This is a genomic window from Aerococcus urinaeequi, assembly GCF_001543205.1.
In the GTDB taxonomy this organism is placed as follows: Bacteria; Bacillota; Bacilli; order Lactobacillales; family Aerococcaceae; genus Aerococcus; species Aerococcus urinaeequi.
Map to the genome: position 1 here is coordinate 270,934 of NZ_CP014162.1, position 17,517 is coordinate 288,450.

General features: G+C 38.1%; 16 protein-coding genes. All 16 read right to left on the reverse strand.

Features of this window, described 5'->3' with window-relative positions; all coding sequences use genetic code 11:
• The 16 genes from AWM74_RS01245 to AWM74_RS01320 all read right to left on the reverse strand — a co-directional run bounded on the left by AWM74_RS01245 (position 1) and on the right by AWM74_RS01320 (position 17,481).
• Positions 1-1,251, reverse strand: a complete 1,251-nt coding sequence (locus AWM74_RS01245; protein WP_016896850.1) for an amidophosphoribosyltransferase — start codon at positions 1,249-1,251, stop codon at positions 1-3.
• Between the two features lie 11 nt (positions 1,252-1,262).
• Positions 1,263-1,742, reverse strand: a complete 480-nt coding sequence (gene purE / locus AWM74_RS01250) for a 5-(carboxyamino)imidazole ribonucleotide mutase (protein ID WP_016896849.1) — start codon at positions 1,740-1,742, stop codon at positions 1,263-1,265.
• 14 nt (positions 1,743-1,756) lie between these two features.
• Positions 1,757-5,419, reverse strand: coding sequence for a phosphoribosylformylglycinamidine synthase (locus tag AWM74_RS01255; RefSeq protein WP_026466295.1), 3,663 nt, complete (start codon positions 5,417-5,419; stop codon positions 1,757-1,759).
• A 13-nt stretch (positions 5,420-5,432) separates the two neighbouring features.
• Positions 5,433-6,110, reverse strand: a complete 678-nt coding sequence (locus AWM74_RS01260) for a phosphoribosylaminoimidazolesuccinocarboxamide synthase (protein ID WP_026466296.1) — start codon at positions 6,108-6,110, stop codon at positions 5,433-5,435.
• Positions 6,111-6,509: 399 nt separating this feature from the next.
• Positions 6,510-6,983 (reverse strand): hypothetical protein, encoded by a 474-nt coding sequence (locus AWM74_RS01265; protein WP_016896846.1) that lies wholly within the window; start codon positions 6,981-6,983, stop codon positions 6,510-6,512.
• 124 nt (positions 6,984-7,107) lie between these two features.
• Positions 7,108-7,440, reverse strand: a complete 333-nt coding sequence (locus tag AWM74_RS09510) for an alpha/beta hydrolase fold domain-containing protein (protein ID WP_026466297.1) — start codon at positions 7,438-7,440, stop codon at positions 7,108-7,110.
• A gap of 12 nt (positions 7,441-7,452) precedes the next feature.
• Positions 7,453-7,668: a hypothetical protein gene (locus AWM74_RS09515; protein ID WP_026466298.1), complete on the reverse strand. Its 216-nt coding sequence runs from the start codon at positions 7,666-7,668 to the stop codon at positions 7,453-7,455.
• A 109-nt stretch (positions 7,669-7,777) separates the two neighbouring features.
• A complete protein-coding gene (locus AWM74_RS01280; RefSeq protein WP_026466299.1) occupies positions 7,778-9,199 on the reverse strand; it encodes an FGGY family carbohydrate kinase in 1,422 nt (473 codons plus the stop codon).
• Positions 9,196-10,086, reverse strand: coding sequence for an NADP-dependent phosphogluconate dehydrogenase (locus tag AWM74_RS01285; RefSeq protein WP_026466300.1), 891 nt, complete (start codon positions 10,084-10,086; stop codon positions 9,196-9,198). Before AWM74_RS01285 ends, AWM74_RS01280 begins: the two co-directional genes overlap by 4 nt.
• Before the next feature lie 21 nt (positions 10,087-10,107).
• A complete protein-coding gene (locus AWM74_RS01290) occupies positions 10,108-11,523 on the reverse strand; it encodes a 6-phospho-beta-glucosidase (protein WP_026466301.1) in 1,416 nt (471 codons plus the stop codon).
• A gap of 16 nt (positions 11,524-11,539) precedes the next feature.
• Entirely contained in the window at positions 11,540-11,869 is a 330-nt protein-coding gene (locus tag AWM74_RS01295; RefSeq protein WP_026466302.1) for a PTS sugar transporter subunit IIA, read from the reverse strand.
• 8 nt (positions 11,870-11,877) lie between these two features.
• Complete coding sequence (locus tag AWM74_RS01300; RefSeq protein ID WP_026466303.1) at positions 11,878-12,204, reverse strand: PTS sugar transporter subunit IIB; 327 nt, start codon at positions 12,202-12,204, stop codon at positions 11,878-11,880.
• An 11-nt stretch (positions 12,205-12,215) separates the two neighbouring features.
• On the reverse strand, positions 12,216-14,216 hold the full coding sequence (locus tag AWM74_RS01305; RefSeq protein WP_148639027.1) for a BglG family transcription antiterminator: 2,001 nt from the start codon (positions 14,214-14,216) through the stop codon (positions 12,216-12,218).
• 199 nt (positions 14,217-14,415) lie between these two features.
• Entirely contained in the window at positions 14,416-14,727 is a 312-nt protein-coding gene (locus AWM74_RS01310; RefSeq protein ID WP_026466305.1) for a PTS sugar transporter subunit IIB, read from the reverse strand.
• 43 nt (positions 14,728-14,770) lie between these two features.
• Positions 14,771-16,168 carry a glycoside hydrolase family 1 protein gene (locus AWM74_RS01315; RefSeq protein WP_026466306.1) on the reverse strand — a complete coding sequence of 466 codons (1,398 nt, stop codon included), beginning with the start codon at positions 16,166-16,168 and terminating at the stop codon, positions 14,771-14,773.
• Between the two features lie 2 nt (positions 16,169-16,170).
• Positions 16,171-17,481: a PTS sugar transporter subunit IIC gene (locus AWM74_RS01320; RefSeq protein ID WP_026466307.1), complete on the reverse strand. Its 1,311-nt coding sequence runs from the start codon at positions 17,479-17,481 to the stop codon at positions 16,171-16,173.
• Positions 17,482-17,517 lie beyond the last annotated feature (36 nt).

The window sequence follows — 17,517 nt, forward strand, 5'->3', positions numbered from 1 at the left end:
TTATTCTTCAGTAAAATAAGGTTCATAAAGTTTACTGCGCCCGATGGCACGGTGAAAGCCATCTAAAGAAATATATTTCAAGCTATCACAGCCAATCAAATCTCTCACTTCTTCAATCGATCGGTTGTAAGCCACAAGTTGGTGCTTGTCTGGAATATCCACGGTCATCGATTCACCCTTCACAACTGGTGGCGCAGCAATTCGCACATGAATCTTACTTGCGCCTGCTTCTTTTAAGGTGTTGACCGTTCGTTTAATAGTTGAACCCCGCACAATAGAATCGTCGATTAAAATGACTTCACGATTGGCCACAATACTCTTAATTGGGGTCAATTTGATTTCAATATTTCGTTCACGAATGGTTTGCGATGACTGGATAAAGGTCCGGCCAATATAGCGGTTACGGACAAATCCTTGCTCATAGGGTAATCCTGACGCCTTAGCATAACCCATAGACGAAATCACACCCGATTCTGGTGCCCCAATCACAATTCCTTTGTGCAATTGGTCTTCTTGCCATAAGGTTTCCCCTAAACGATAACGAGCATCATAGACAGAAATCCCGTCTAGAATGGAATCCGGACGCGCCGTATAAATAAACTCGAAGGCATCCAGGCTTTCAGTTGCTTCCATGTTGGCTGATAGGTAGTAAGAAATGCATTGTGTTTTTGTTTGAATAAACAATTCACCCGGTTGGATTTCACGAATTACGTGCCCAGTAATCGAATCAATAGCTGCCGTTTCTGAACTCGCAATGATGGTATCGTCCATCTTCCCAATGGCTAAAGGTTTAATCCCGTCCAAATGTTTATAGGCGATAAACCGGTCATTGTTCATATAAATCAAGGTGAATTTACCGATTAAAGCTTCAAAATAAGCCTTAATTGTTTCAATATCTTGCCCAAGCACTTCAATACAAGCCTGGTAGGTGAAATCTTCATTTTCAATTTCCCCATCAATCGCCATTAAAGCCCCCTCATGGTAAAAAGGCATAGGCTCACTTTCCCGGTTTTCAAAGGGGTATTGGACAAATCCAATCCCCTTATTCCCCGGCATATGTTCAATCAAACCGTCACCAAAATGTTCACTGATTAACCCTTTTTCACGGATCAATTGACTGTCACCATCTGGCGTAATTGTCCCAATACCGACGGCCGCTTGCCCTCGGTGTTGCAGGGCATAGAGACCGTAATATAGATGCGGAAATGCTTCAATATTATCGAAAGAGTAAACGCCTAAAATACCACTCATTTAGCCACCTACTACAACGCTTGAATCGCTGCTTCGTTGTTCATGTCGCGAACACCAGCGCTTAATTCTTTTTTATAGTCGTTTAATTTTTCTGTTAAAGCTTGGTCTGCCACCGCTAAAACTTGTACGGCTAAAATAGCCGCGTTTTCGCCACCATCAAGGGCCACTGTCGCAACTGGGACACCTTTAGGCATTTGAACGATAGATAACAAGGCATCTAAACCTGACAAGGTTGAAGATTTTACCGGTACACCGATTACTGGTTTAACAGTCATGCCAGCAATCACCCCTGGTAAATGTGCCGCTTTACCGGCAATACCGATATAAAGGTCAGCGTCATTTTGTCCAACTAAGGCTTGTAGATCATCTAAAGCGCGGTGAGCGGAAATCACAGATACTTGGTAAGGAATTTCAAATTTACTTAGGTTACTAGTTACTTTGCGGGCGATTTCAACATCACTTGAACTTCCCATAATAATTCTAACGAACATAATATAATATCCTCCTATTTGGCGTTTAAATATGCAAAAGCTTCAGTTAAGAATGGATTTTCACCTTGACTTGGCACGTTTTGGTAGAGGTCTTGCCCACTTCTTTCAAATGAAGAGATGGTCCCAAAGACTAAACCATTTGGACTAGCTAAGCCGTCGATATTTTCTTCTGCAAAATAAGTATCAAAAGCGGCAATCACTTGACCATTAGCTTTGATTTTTTCTTCTGCTTCCCCTAATACAACGCGACCAAATGCTGTTGCAAGCGGTGCGGTATAGGTTTTGTTAGCTCGACCAGTGGTAAAGGCTGATTTTTCAGAAACCACACGGCCAGTAGTCAAATCAGAAACGAACTTGCCGTTTTGATTTGGTAAAACACGAATCGCTGAATGACCAGTCACTTGGCCAAATTCAATTAAACCAGTGCGGATTAAGGCTGAAAAAGCAGATCCAGACCCGATAATTAAGCGGTCGGCTTGTAAATGAGCGTCAATAGCTTGGCTAACATCCGGTCTGTTAAGGATCAATTCCCAAGCACGACCTTGTTCATCCGTTTGGTTACCAAAGATTGACCCATTAGGTAAAGCCAGTAATTGTGTATCTTTTAAGTTCTCAAGTAACGTTTGAATTGATTGCTCGAATTTGGCATTTGATGAGTCGGCGATAACCATCACTTGACAGTCAAATCCAGCTTCTTCAAGGGCAAATTGTAAGTCATATTCACCATTGGTCCCGTATAAAACTGGAATCAAGGCTTTGACAGGGGTTGCTGTTTTGCCAAGAGAACTATTAGGGCATGCAAAACTATTGCCTGCGACAATCTTAGGTGTTTGGCGGTCAGCATTTTCAATCTGATCAAATACAGAAGCAAAAACTTCATTTGAAGCAGTTTCAATCGCCTTGACAGCGTAGTCTTGACCAGCAATTTGAATGGTATCTGCTTGCGTTTGGCCAACAACTTGGTAAGGAATATCCCCAAGTAAGTCTTTAGGACTTCCGGCTAATTCTAAGAGGAAAGCCCCCATCATCGGTTCAGCCAAGCGGTTGGTGAAGTCCTCTGAAACAGCCACAGAAATACCATTTCCATAAGACATTTCGATTAAATCTTTCAACATTCCGTTAAAACCAACAGTCGAAGCAGCTAATAAAGCGTCCCCTTTAGCCAATTGGTGAATAGCATCATAAATCGCTTTTTCTTGGTCTAAATCAATGGTCCAGTCACGGTTTAATGGGTTTTCCACTAAGACAACTGTTGAACCCACTTGCTTGAAGGCACGAGAAACCACTTGGTCCACACGACCTTGCGCTACTGCGAATGACAATAAAGTTGGCGGTACGTCGATATCATCAAAGGTTCCTGACATAGAATCCTTCCCACCGATACTCGCTAAATCAAGTCCAGACATGGCTAAGTTGGCTCCTAATAGAGATAAAACTGGTTTACCCCAACGTTCTGGATCATTTTGTAAGTTTTCAAAGAATTCTTGGAAGGATAGACGTAAATCTTTATAGTCAAATCCTAAAGCCACCATGCGGCTGACTGATTCAATCACTGAGTAGAAAGCCCCGTGGAATGGTGATTGTTCTGATAAGTAAGGGTCAAATCCGTAAGCCATACCAGACGTTGTGGTCGTTTTACCACCAGCAACTGGTAATTTTGAGACCATACCTAATTCAGGCGTTGCTCGGTATTTCCCACCGAATGGGAAGAGTACAGATGCACGCCCAATCGAACCGTCAAATTGTTCCGCCATAGCCTTTTGGCTCGCTCTATTTAAGGTTGACATATAAGCTTTTAATGACGCTTCATCCCAGACTGTCCCTGCTTTCACATCATTTTGGAAAATAGTTTTCGGTTGTAGTAAGGTTGCATTTGCATGTTTTGCTGCCCCGTTTGAATCTAAGAAGGCTCTTGATAAATCAATAATTTGCTTACCTGACCAAGTCATTTGCATCCGGTCATTATCAGTCACTTCAGCAATAATAGTCGACTCAACATCCTCCTCTTCGCAGTACTGTAAAAAGGCCTCAATGTCTTTCTCAGCAACCACAACAGCCATACGTTCTTGCGATTCAGAAAGTGCAATTTCACCGCCATGCATACCTGGGTATTTCACCGGTACATCATCCAGTTGAATGTCCAAGCCATCTGCAAGCTCACCAACAGCAACAGATATCCCACCAGCACCAAAGTCGTTACAACGTTTGATTAAACGTGTTGCTTCTCCGCGTCTAAATAAGCGGGTAATTTTTCTTTCAATGGCTGCGGCCCCTTTTTGTACTTCAGCACCTGCATTTTCAAGAGATTGTTCCGTTTGAATTTGCGATGACCCAACGGCTGCACCCAAACCATCACGACCAGTCCGACCACCTAATAAGATGATTTTGTCTGTTGCAACTGGTACTTCGCGGACGATATTTTCTTTTGGTGCCGCTGAAATTAAAGCCCCTGTTTCCAAACGTTTAGCTTCATAACCTGGATGGTAAATTTCTTCAGCATAACCACCCGTTAAACCGATTTGGTTGGCGTAATCGCTATTACCTTCTAAGGCACGTTTCGTAATGGTTCTTTGCGGTAACTTTTCAGGATGAGTGGCATCAAGTGGTAGATTAGGGTTTTTAGCCCCCGAAATTCGCATTCCTTGGTATACCCAACTTCTACCAGATAATGGATCACGAACCCCACCACCAACACAAGTAGACGCACCACCAAATGGTTCGATTTCTGTCGGGTGGTTATGGGTTTCGTTTTTAAAGTAAAGGATCCAATCTTCTTCAGTGCCATCAACGTCTACCTTAATTTCTAAAGCACAAGCGTTCACTTCAGGTGAAATCTCAACATTGTCAAGAATACCGTTTTCCCGTAAGTAACGGCTTTGAATTGTACCTAGGTCCATCAGGGTGATAGGACGTTCAGATCGGCCAAGTTGCGCTCTTTTCTCTAAATAATCATTTAAAGCTGCCTTGAATAAGGGCTCGTAGCGACCAGCATCGATGGTCACAATATCGATTTGGGTGTTGAAAGTGGTGTGACGACAGTGGTCTGACCAGTATGTATCAATGACTTTCAACTCAGTTAAATTGGGATTACGGTGTTCAGATTTAAAATATTTTTGGCAAAATAACAAGTCGTCTAAGTCCATGGAGAATTTTTGAGCTAGGTTTATTAAATCAGCTTCAGTCATTTCGGTGAAACCAACAACTTCCTCAAGCTCTTCTGTAGATGAAGGGTAAATTTCAAATGGGGGTTCATCCATGGCAATGACGGTATTTTCAACCGGATTGATGAAATAATTTTCAAAAATTTGCCCTTGGTCTGGTGTGACATTGTCTAAAGTCACGACTTTAGAATGGAAGACTTTTACTTCTTCAAAACCAAGCACATGTTGGATCATTTCCGTCATCATTTGCTCATGTTCATTGTATTGACCAGTCACTTGGCGGTAGCGGAAAGTGTAGTCAGCGGTGGGGATTTCTTCGATAAAAGTTATTTTTTCAGTATCGAATAAGGCTTTTTGGACCGCTTCAAGGGTAGCTTCAGAAGCCCCCTCAAATTGGTAAAGATTGTAGAAAGCAATTTCAGTATCCGCAGCAAAATTTAAAAATTCTAAGGCCTCTTTAGTATATTTTTGACCTTCAACATCGAATTGGGCGTTATTTTTTGTAATGACTTGCATTTTGATCCTCCACTTATTCAAAGTAATCTACTAAAGCTAAAGGTTCGATGTATTCATCACCTTTATAGACACGCATGTTTCCACCTGCAACTTCATCGATTAAGACAATGACATCAGAATTGTCTAAGCGACCAAATTCTAATTTGATGTCATATAATTCTAGGCCTTTTTCGGCTAAAGCTTCTTTGATAACTAGGGAGATATCTTGTGTTAATTTCTTCAATTGGTCATATTCGCCAGCTTTTAAAATATCTAATTGCTCTAAGGCATCTTGGGTAATCAAGGGATCTTGGCGGTCATCATCTTTTAAAGTGAACTCTACGTAGGCATCAAGTGGTGTACCTGATTCAATGTAAGCCCCGTAACGTCTGATAAAGCTACCAACAGCTTTAAAACGACAAATTACTTCTAACCCTTCACCAAATACAGAGGCTTTTTCAATTTGCATGGTGTTTTCTTCAGTATTTGAAGAAATATAATGCGTTGGAATATTCTTTTCTTTAAATAATTCAAAAAAGTATGTTGAAAGCACAACATTAGAGTGGCCTGACCCTTCAATCGTTGCCCCTACTTGGTTTTCACCTGGGTCAAATACCCCATCTTTACCCGTAACATCGTCTTTAAATTGGAAATAATATTGGCCGTTATCATCTTGGCATAAGTTTTTCGTCTTACCTGAATAAATAAGCATTGCTAAAAATCGCTCCTTTTCATAAACACATACGTTTCCGTTGAATTATTTCGGAATATTCGTTTTCCGGATAACCATGTGCTTACCTTAACGAACTTTATGGGTAAAGACAAGTTAAAACTGAACATTTTATTGAAAAAGGTTAATTTAGGTCGGGAAATGACCCTTATGGACGAACATTCGACTTTTTATATGCACTTATTGTTAAGAATTTAATGTTGTCGATAAAAATTGTGCAACTTTTGTATTTCGGCAAATTTTGCTAGCAAAACTGGAAAAATGGGCAAAAAAAGACCGCCATAAGTGCGGCGAGTTGCGCACTTATGACGGCCTATCTGCCCTTGTACGTAATATTGGACATACATTTTGGGGCGGATTAGCTTTTATATATTCGAATTTTTATTCAGCTTTTGGTTGGGTTTTGAGTACTTCAACCTTTTTGCCATTAATTTTCTCTTCTAATTCAGGGTACACAAGACGTGCAGTCGCTGAACCAAAGACCATTAATTCATACAATAATTGTGGATCTTCAGTGGTTCTTGATAATAAGCGTAGGTAAATTTCCCCGTCACCAGTCAAGATTAAAGTGTAGTAGCCTGCACGTTTTAGGTTGATTTCATTAATCACTGCTAAAGCTTTTGTTTGATTGTTGAAATCTTCAACTTGGACTAATTTACGATAAGTGATTTGGTATTCCGTTATGGATGAACCTTCTTTAAACTCACGTGCTACTACGTTAAAAGGAATCGTTTTATCTTCAGCAATACGGTAAGCACCTGAGAAAACCACTTGGTCTTCATTGAATTTATTCTTCTTAACGGGTACTTTCTTATCGTTAAACATTTTCTCTAAAATTGGTTCAATTGATGGCATGGTATTCCTCCGTTTATCTTCTAAATTCATTACTACATTTATTGTAACATAAGCTTGTCAGAAAGCTATTAGCTAAAAAGTCCTCTTCATCATAGAATTTGCAATTGCTTTATAAAGGAAATCGTCAAAGCACCGCCTGCCGAATCACCAAGAATAGCAATGTTTTTGGGGCAATCCCCTTTTCTTCTATTAAATATAGATACCGCTTCAAAATCATTTTATGAGCATCCACCACATTATGGATAGGCCCCTTTGGATACAAGGGCATCACTATTTGTCGATTAGTTAGGTCTGCCAATTTACGGGCCATATTAAAGTGCAATAAAGTTGGTTGTATCCAAAAGCCGCCACCTGAAAGGTAGAAAATGATTTTTTCTGGCTGATCTGAACTTGGCGCCGATAAGTCATTTTGCACTGTAAAAGTATCTGTAAAATCATCAAAATAGTCAAATCCCATTGAACGTTTGGTCTAGCTAAGGGCTAATGGTAGCTCATTGCGGTTATAAGCGAGGGTGTACAGACGGTCATCATTAGATTTTTGACCAGGAAGAATACTGGAAGCCAGGGTCAGACTATCCTCGACCAATTGCGCAGCGTAAGAAATATTCACCTTGCGGGCTCTAACAATTTGGCTAGCAACAATACCTGTTAATGCGCCTAGTGCGACTTTTGTCCAAGTTATCATAGCGACCTCCTAAAGCACTTTCTTACAATAATCATAACATGATAAGCTATGCAGAAAAATCTATCTGTATTAATCAATTGAATACTTTTTTAGGATAGAAAAAGTCCGATTATGACGTCGGACTTTCATTTGTATAAAATAAATTTTTTTGTTTTTGATAGTTTACATATGCTTCATTAAACTGATGAAAGGCGCTTATATTTGGTGTTACGATTCGATAGTCATTGACGATTAAAAGTTGTCTAGTTGAACGAATACTCCCCATTGTTTCAGCATTCTCAAGTTTAGGAAGATATAATTTGATTCCTAAAACATCTGAGAGAAGCTGCGGGAAAGACTCAAGTTGTGTGACACCACCTACTAAACCGATCGAATCAAAAGCTACTAAGTCTGATAGCGCATTAACATTCTCTTTAATGTTGAAAATCATTCCAAGAATCAGAGAAAAAAGAATACTTTCTCGGTCGTCATTTCTGGAAAGATTCGTAAATAAAGCACAAGCACGGTCATCCCAAATCGGTCCTCGTTCACCGTTCAGATACGGTAAGAAAGTTGCTGATACTGCTGGGCGTATTTTCATAATTTCATTTAATTCATCAAATGTGCTATTAAAAATACGGTTGGCCCATGATAATATATTAGCCCCATTATTACTCGGAATCCCTACTAAATACTGATTTTCATCAATCGCATAACAAAAATTATGGGTGTGATAATCTAACTGAATATCATGATGAATAATACGTATAGCATGACTAGTACCAATAGATAAAACTGCCGTATGCGGTAGATCATTAAAGGCAAAATTGGATGATACACCATCAGATGTCCCTAATATCACCGTCATCTCTAAATTTGAAAACTGTGGTATATTCACCTGTCTACTATAAGTTAAAGGTTTAATACTAGGTAATTGCTTTATTGATAGCCCAATATCATGCAGACTTTTACTATCCCAAGTCAAATTCTTTAAATCCAATAGGCCACTACTTGATGCATTACTGATATCGACAACCCAATCACCTGTTAACCGATAGTATAAAACATCTTTTAAAGAACCAATCAGTAGCCCCTTATCCAATTTATACCTAGTGTCATCATTGAGACTATCATCAAATAATTCCAACAGTTTAAAATATGGATTCATGGGATGAATTGGTGTCCCAGTTTGATAATACTGGTTTTCTCGGTCAATTTGTGATGTTTTTTCTATGGCATTGGTCCCCCGGTTATCTGCCCATGTAATCAAAGAACCTACTAATTGCATATTCTGATTCAATAATTGAATACTGTGCATAGCAGTCGTTAATATTAATTCGACATTGGTCAACTTATAGTTTGCTAGCCATTTTTCCAATCCAAAGATTAAGTTTCCCCAAATCTCTTCAAGATTTAATTCAAAAATGATGTCGGTAATCAGGTGGTGTTTATGTGCAAATTTTTGGCTTTCTACTAGCTGGTATTGTTGATCGAACAATGTCATCTTCATATTTGTTGTCCCGACATCAATACTGATAATATGTTTTGTCAAAATTCTCTATGTCCTCCAAAATGATAGCGCATGGCTGAAATTACTTTATTTGAAAATGGCTGTGATGCTAACGAGGCGTTTCGTTTCATCAAAGCGAGTGCTGTCACTGGGACAGGTACTTCTTCATCTAAAGCTTCTTTAACCATCCACTTTGCTTCACCAGAAGCTGAAACTTTATCAGAAAACTGACTTAAGATATTATCCAAACGTAATTCATCCGTAATATGATTAAGTAAAGCAGATTCGATAATTGAACCAGATGACCAATTAGCCGTGACTTTTTCCAAATCATAATCGAATCTTTCTTGCCCATCTAATAAGGCCAAGCCTTCAGCAATGGCCTGCATCATACCGTACTCAATGCCATTATGAACCATCTTGAGATAGTGGCCACTACCAACGCCAACATATGCGTCAAAGCCGCCAGGGACACATAAGTCAGACAACAATGCTAAAATAGCTGCTTCAGCATATTCTGCGCCACCTAACATCATACAAGCCCCGTTTCTTGCCCCAGACACACCACCAGATAAACCACAATCATGATAGACAATACCCTGTGATGCTAAAAAGTGATATTCTTGTATTGAATTTTTAAAGTATGAATTAGAGAAATCAATAATGACATCCTGACTACTTAATATATCAGACAACTTTTCAATAGTCTGATGCGTAATATCGCCTGCTGGCAATAATAGCAATACTATTTTGCTTTCCTCAATTTTTTTCAAGTCATTTAATTCATTCAAAAATGTAAAACGTTCATCTTGTATACTTTGAGCAATTGTTTGATTAATGTCAAAACCAGAAATACTTTTGCCTTGGTCAAGCAGTTGCTGTGCTAGCGAAAGCCCCATTTTCCCTAAACCTATAACTGTTAAATGCATCTTTTCCCCCACATGAATTACTTATTTATTTTCTGTAATATAATCTTTAAACCAATAGAATGAATCTTTTTTAATTCGACGGTAACTACCATTTCCCAAATTGTCTTTATCGACATAAATCAAACCGTAACGTTTAGACATTTCACCACTTGAAGAAGAAACTAAGTCAAGGATTGACCACATAATAAAGCCCATTAAGGGAATCCCATCTTCCGTCATGCTTTCTTTAATCATCTCCAGATGAGTATTTAAGTAGGCAATTCGGTAGTCATCATGCACCACATCTGTATCGGTTAAAGTATCTTTTGCCCCAAGTCCATTTTCGACAATCATCAACGGCTTCTGATACCTATCCCAGATAGAATTCATCACTATTCGAAGGCCTAAGGGGTCAATCATCCATCCCCATTCAGACCGTTTTAAATACGGATTCACGACACCGCCAGCTGCATTTCCCGTATTGGTATCCACATCAGAAGTATCTGCTTTAGAGGTTCTAGAGGAATAATAGCTAAAAGAAATAAAATCACAAGTGTTCTCTTTAAGAATCTGTAAATCATCCGCTGTGATGTCTAAGGATAAATTCTCTGCCTCAAATTGTTTCAGTGCCCACCTTGGATATTCTCCTCTTGACTGTACATCTAAAAAGAAGAAATTCTCTTGGTTGGCTTTTTGAGCTACAAATACGTCTTCTGGGTTAGCGCTATAGGGATAATAATCCCCTGCGGCTAACATTGCTCCTAACTGGGCATCCGGATCTATCTCCCGTAAGGCCTTTGTAGCTAAAGCACTAGCCACCATTTCATAATGTGCCGCTTGAAAAATCACTTGCTTACGATTCTCTTTTTGGTCATCAATGAATATGCCCGCTCCGGTGAAAGGTTTATGTAGTAACATATTGATTTCATTGAAACTAATCCAGTATTTCACCCTCCCTTTGTATCGATTAAAAAGCGTTCGCGCATATTTTTCAAATTGTGCAATCATTTCTCGGCTTTTCCAAGATTCAAATGCATCCATTAAACCTTTTGGTACATCAAAATGGCTGATTGTTACCACGGGTTCAATTTGGTATTTCAGTAATTCATCAATTAAATTATCATAGAATTTCAACCCTTCTTCATTAGGACTTGTTTCTAGACCAGTTGGAAAAATCCTAGACCAAGATATTGAAAATCTAAATGCATTTACATTTAAGTCTGCCATCAACTGAATATCTTCTTTATAATGGTGATAAAAGTCAACACCTGTATGTGAAGGATAATATGCATCTTCCTTTGCTTCACTATAATGCATTTTACCCTGGGCAATCGCTAACCTTTGGTCTCCATACGGTAGTAAATCAATATTTGATAGCCCACGACCATCTTCTTCAAAACCACCTTCAATTTGATTGGCAGCTGATGCACCGCCCCATAAGAATTTTTTATTCAACATATCATTACCTTTCTATTTATGACCCTTCAACAAGCGCTACATCAATGGTTTTATAGACATCTATCACTTCTTTAGCTAAATCTAAAAATGTTAATGCGGTCATCAAATGATCTTGGGCGTGTACCATCAATAAACTGAGTTCTGTATGATTACCATTGGCCTCTTCTGTTAATAAATCCGTTTGTGAATTGTGTGCTTTATTGATTTTGACGTTCGCTTCTTTTATTTTATTTTCTGCTAGTACAAAATCCTTTTTCTTAGCTGCATAAATAGCTTCCATTGCGCTACTTTTAGCATCTCCAGCATTAATAATCAGATTCATAATTTGTAAGTTCGTATCTTCCATTTTTCCACCTATTTCTCTAATAAATTCATTGCCAATTCCAACACCTTTTCACCGTTCATTGTCCCGTAATCACGAGGCGGAATAACAGTTACAGGTATCTTTTTTTGCGCCAGTTCTTCCTTATAGTTATCTTCAAAAAATCTTACATGTGGTCCTAGTAAAACGACATCTACTGGATATTCATCTAGGTACTCCATCGCATCCGTAGACGGCTTTGCAAATACATTTACCTTTAAATTGCGATCACTAATCACATTTTTCATTGCCCTAACAAGCATACTTGTACTCATCCCGGCTGAACATACAAGCATAATTTCAATTGAATTGTTCATCATATAACCTCATTTCACCCTAGTACATGCATAAATAAAGTTTTAAATTGTTCGAATGATGGCTGCAATATCAGCTGGTACATCAAGTCTTCTTGATGTATAAACGCTGCTAGTCCTTCATTTATCATCTCTAAACCAGGATTTTCAATACGTGAGTGTGACATTAAAAAGACAATCTTTATTTTTGGATGATCTGCATCCCAATAAAGGCCACTCGGTAGCAGACCGATCGCAATCTCACTTGATATACCAACGGGTTGTGCAGGATGCGGAAATGCTGCTAACTGCGAGAAAGCTAACGAACTAAATTGCTCACGAATCTGGATTTGTTTCTCTAATTCACCTACAAATACGCTAGTACTGCTATCACTTAAAGTAGCAATCAATTGTTGCATCATCTCATCCCTAGAAGTTCCCGGCTCAAATTGGATAAACCGATCGGTAGAGAAATACTGGTTGAAAATGTCCTGACTTTTACGCTGATTGATATGCAATTTATTTTTCTTTACTTGGCTTGAACGGTCTCGGCCAACATATTTATTAATTAAATCAATATCCTCTTTATTCAAAAACACACTGACATTCACAACTGGTACCGAATAAAATGTAGTAGAAATATCAATGGTGGAGATAATCAAGTCTATATCTTTTAACATCTCACCATTTAACTGATAGTACGAAATCACGCTTTCAATAGATAAACTATTAGAGAACTCATTTTCCAGTCGGTTTTTCAGCATTTGCGCACTACCTAAGCCGGTTGCACAAATGACGATTACCTTTAGTTTTGACGCTAATTTATAGCGTTCTACTGCAGCAAGAATATGTAACAGAATATAAGACCATTCATGGTCACTGACTTCATAATGCTTTAATATTGGCATAGTTGCTAAAACTTGCTTAGACTTAGCGAAGAGTTTCGGAAACTTCGTCACAACTTCTTCAGTTAAAGGGTTGGATAAGGCAATATGATTCTTCAGCCGTGTCATCAAAGGTTCAAAATGTATTTTAAGGCCCATCAATAACTGTTGATCAATTAAAAAGGGGGTATCTACTACCGTATTCAACTGTTCAAGCTTTTCCAATAACTGAATTTGTAATTCCTTATCTTCAAACTTAGTGTCCTCTCCCAGTTGATTCGACTTCGATTTTAAGTGGACCGCTATGTAAAAAGCTTCATTTTCTGGAAATTCAATACCAATCAATTCTTCTATACTCGCTACGATCTTTTCAGCAACAAATAATTCTTTCTCTATATCTGTTGAAGAGATTTCATCTTTAGGATTGATCACGAAGCCACTTTCAATTCTTTTGATAGCTAAGGAAATATGAATAACTAAATTTTGTAAAACAAAATCAGATACTTGAACCTGATATTCGCGACATTTTTCGAGGACAATAATAAAAATTGTTTCCATAGAAAAACCTTCAAATTGATAATCAAATAATGTCGTATTTAATGACTCAATCGACCGGTTAGAATAAAAATAACTTAAAATAAATCGTCTTTTCTCTAACTCTTCTCCTAATATCAATAGATTTCCTTGATAATCATAATTTAAGGTCAAATTGAACGCATTGATCTTATGCTTAATTTGTTGGATAACTGCAGAAACAGTTGATTTGCTGATAAACATTGTTTCTGCTAGTTCATGAATCGTCACTTGCTTATTTTCTAGTAATAGTAAATTTAAAATAAACCGTTCTCTTTCTATGTTATCTGATGGGCCACTTGAAATAGCTGTTGATAGCTGTGGTGAGTTTATTTCTTCTAGAAGTGAATAAAAAGTATGTTGATCTTCTATGTTGAGTAAATAACCACTCCCCTTTTTCATCTCTATCGTGGCGCCATATTGCTCTAGCGCCTCTTTTGCATGATTAATATATTTTCGGACTGTTTTATCCGATACACCAATTTCAGCAGCGAGTTCTTTACTTGAGATATAAGTAGCTTTCTTCTGAAATAGTTTTTTTATAATGTCAATTTCTGTTGTTACGAATTCTATATTTTCCATGATGGTGTCACACTCATTCTTTCTCAACTTATGGTGTCTAGATTGTCCTCCTTTTCTATATTGTTTATAGTTAAATTGTAAGGTGTCCTTATATTTATGTAAAGGCTTTCATTTATCTACATTTTCCGCTTCAAAGCGGAAAGCTATAAACTGACAAGTAAATAAAAGCCTCACCGAATACATTCAGTGAGGCTTGAAGTTAATTGGCTAGTTTTAATGCTTGCGATAATACCGCTTCACCATTCATAGTCCCGTAATCCATTGGGCTGATCATATCTACTTTGATATCTGTAAATCGATTCTTATAGTCTTTTTCTAGGAATCTTACTTGTGGTCCTAGTAATAATACATCTGCTGGTGTATCGGCTAATTGCTCTACAGCTACAGAAGAAGCAATAGCTTCAATGCTCACATCAACACCCGAGTCTTCTGCAGCTTTTTTCATTTTTGAAACTAACAAACTCGTGCTCATTCCGGCTGAACAAACTAATACAATATTCAATTTCCCCATACAATTACCTCTCCTTATAATAAAACTTGATAATAAAACTTGCTTATATATCTAATACACGGTCAGTGATTAAAGTTCGATACCAATCTGCTGACTTTTTCTTAACTCTTTTTCGATGATCGTCTAAGTCGATTTCAACTAAACCATAACGATTCTTAAAGGCATTCATCGGTGATACACAATCTGTAAAAGCCCATAACATATACCCTTCGCACCGAGCCCCATCATCTACTGCTCTTAGTAATTGTGATAAGTGCTGACTAATAAATTCTATGCGATAATCATCCTGAATAATGTTGTCTGCATTTTTGAACTGTTGTTCATTTTCTTGTCCCATCCCATTCTCTGCTACTAACCAAGTGAGGTCCGGATAGTTTTCAGTCAGATACATGGCCATATCGTACATAATTTGAGGATAGATTTCCCAGCCTCGCGATTTATTCATTTGTCGTCCAGGTAGGTCAAACTCCTCATAATACTTAGTAGGATGGAATGGCTGATCTTCTGCCCATGCAAATCGTTGTGCTTTTATACGTTTAGGATAGTACTGGTTTACACCTAAAAAGTCGACAGTATACTGTTTAATCAATGCCAGTTCTTCTTCTGTAGGGTCAAAATAGATATCATTTTCGATACATAGCTGCATGAATTCAGGCGAGTAAGTTCCTAATACCATAGGGTCAAAAAATACACGGTTATAAAACAAATCATAATAATGTGCAGCGGCTTGGTCTTCTTTAGAACTTGATCTAGGATAAACCATTTCCGGATTTAAAATACAGCCAACTCGTCCCTCATACCCTTTTTCGCGAAATAGTTTAATGACTTTAGCGGTTGCGAGGGTTTTATGAAAATTCCACAGCATCCATCTTTTTGAATTTTGCTCGTGTGGCCAGCGTAGGGCATCTAGATACACTCTGGTTTGCACGACAATCGGTTCATTAAAGGTAAACCAGTTTTTCACCCTATCACCATAGCGTTCAAATACAATAGCTGCATATTTCACATAGAGCTCGACAACCTTCTTAGAGGACCAGCCATCATACTTATCGGATAGAAATTTAGGCAACTCATAATGTTCTAAACAGATCATTGGTTCAACACCAGCTGCAACAAGGCCATCTATCACTTGGTCAATATGGTTGGCATAGTCCTCATCAACAGTGCAGGCTTCATAGTCTGTGAAAAAACGTGACCAATTAATAGAAGTTCTATAGTGGGTGAGTTGTATGTCTTGCATAATGTCGATATCTTCTTGATATTGCACCATAAAGTTCGTAGCAATATCTGGTCCCTCACCGTTATGCCAAACAAAATTTTCTTTTTTAAACCATTCATCTAGATAAGAATCTTGCCCATCTTTTTTCCCTGACCATCCCTCTGTTTGCCAAGCTGACGTTGCAGCCCCTAAAATAAAATCCTTTGGTATAGGTCTACTCACTATTAAGCCTCCTCAGTTTTAACCATTTTATCTGCTACTTTTACAAATGGTAAATAAATTAATACGGCTACGACAATACAAATTAATTGGGTAATGACTGCCCCAACGCTTCCGGCAGTTGCGATATAAGCATTAATAATTGGTGGTGTCGGCCACGGCACCATGACAACAGCTTTTCCAGCAAAACCAATCGCCGTAGCAAAGTAACCAATCGTACCTGTCACTAATGGTGTGATAATAAAAGGAATTGCTAAGATTGGATTTAACATAATTGGTAATCCAAAAATTAGGGGTTCATTAATGTTGAACAGTCCTGGTGCTGCAGACAGTTTCGCAATTTGTAGGTAATCTTTTCGTTTAGTTACGATGAAAATAGCGATTAATAGACTAATCGTTACACCAGATCCACCTATACTCATATACATATCCCAGAATGGCATCGTAATAATATTAGGTAATTCTTTCCCAGCGTTGAAAGCCTCCGTATTCACTGCAATCGCACCAAGTAATAAAGGTTCCCGAATTGGTTTAACCATTTGATTCCCATGAATACCAATTACCCAGAAAATTTGTGCAATTAACATTAAAACAAGTAAGCCCGGTAGCCCTTGAATAATCCCTTCTAATGGTTGCTGTACGATTGTATAGACGATGTCATATGCATACATACCCGTTAATGAGAGAATAGCAAAGCCTAATGCGGCAATAATAGATACGGTTAGTACCGTAGGAATTAAAGCTGAAAATGAGGCAGACACATTTGAAGGTACTGTTTCTGGCATTTTGATTGTGAGCTTTTCTTGACGGTCCAGCCAACTATAAAGCTCGATGGATAAAATAGCGATAAACATCCCAAGGAATAAGCCTTTAGTATCGGAATACTGTTTACCTAAAACATTTTCAATAATTAAAGCATTGTCACCATCCATAAACTCAATAAAGGTTGGGTTAACTGATAAGTATGACATGACGGCCACTATACCAGGGAAAACACCTTTAATATTATTGAGTTTGGCTAGTTCAATACCAATTAAAAATACTGCATAAATCGTTAAGAAACTAAGTGTTACATAAGAAATAGATGCGGAAATTGGTTTCAAATTCTCTAAGAAACGTAGAAAACTAATCTGAGCTAAGCCATTCTCTGAATCAAATACCATAGCCGAGAATAATGTCCCAAAAGCACCAGTAATAATAACTGGTAATAAAGCTGCAAAAGCATTTTTAATTACCTTGATGTAACGCAAGTTATTAATTGTATTTGCAAATCCTCCCAAAGTATTCGCAAACTTTTCTAAAAAACCGTTATTCATTTTAATCCTCCTATTGAATAATTAGAGCAGCAAAAA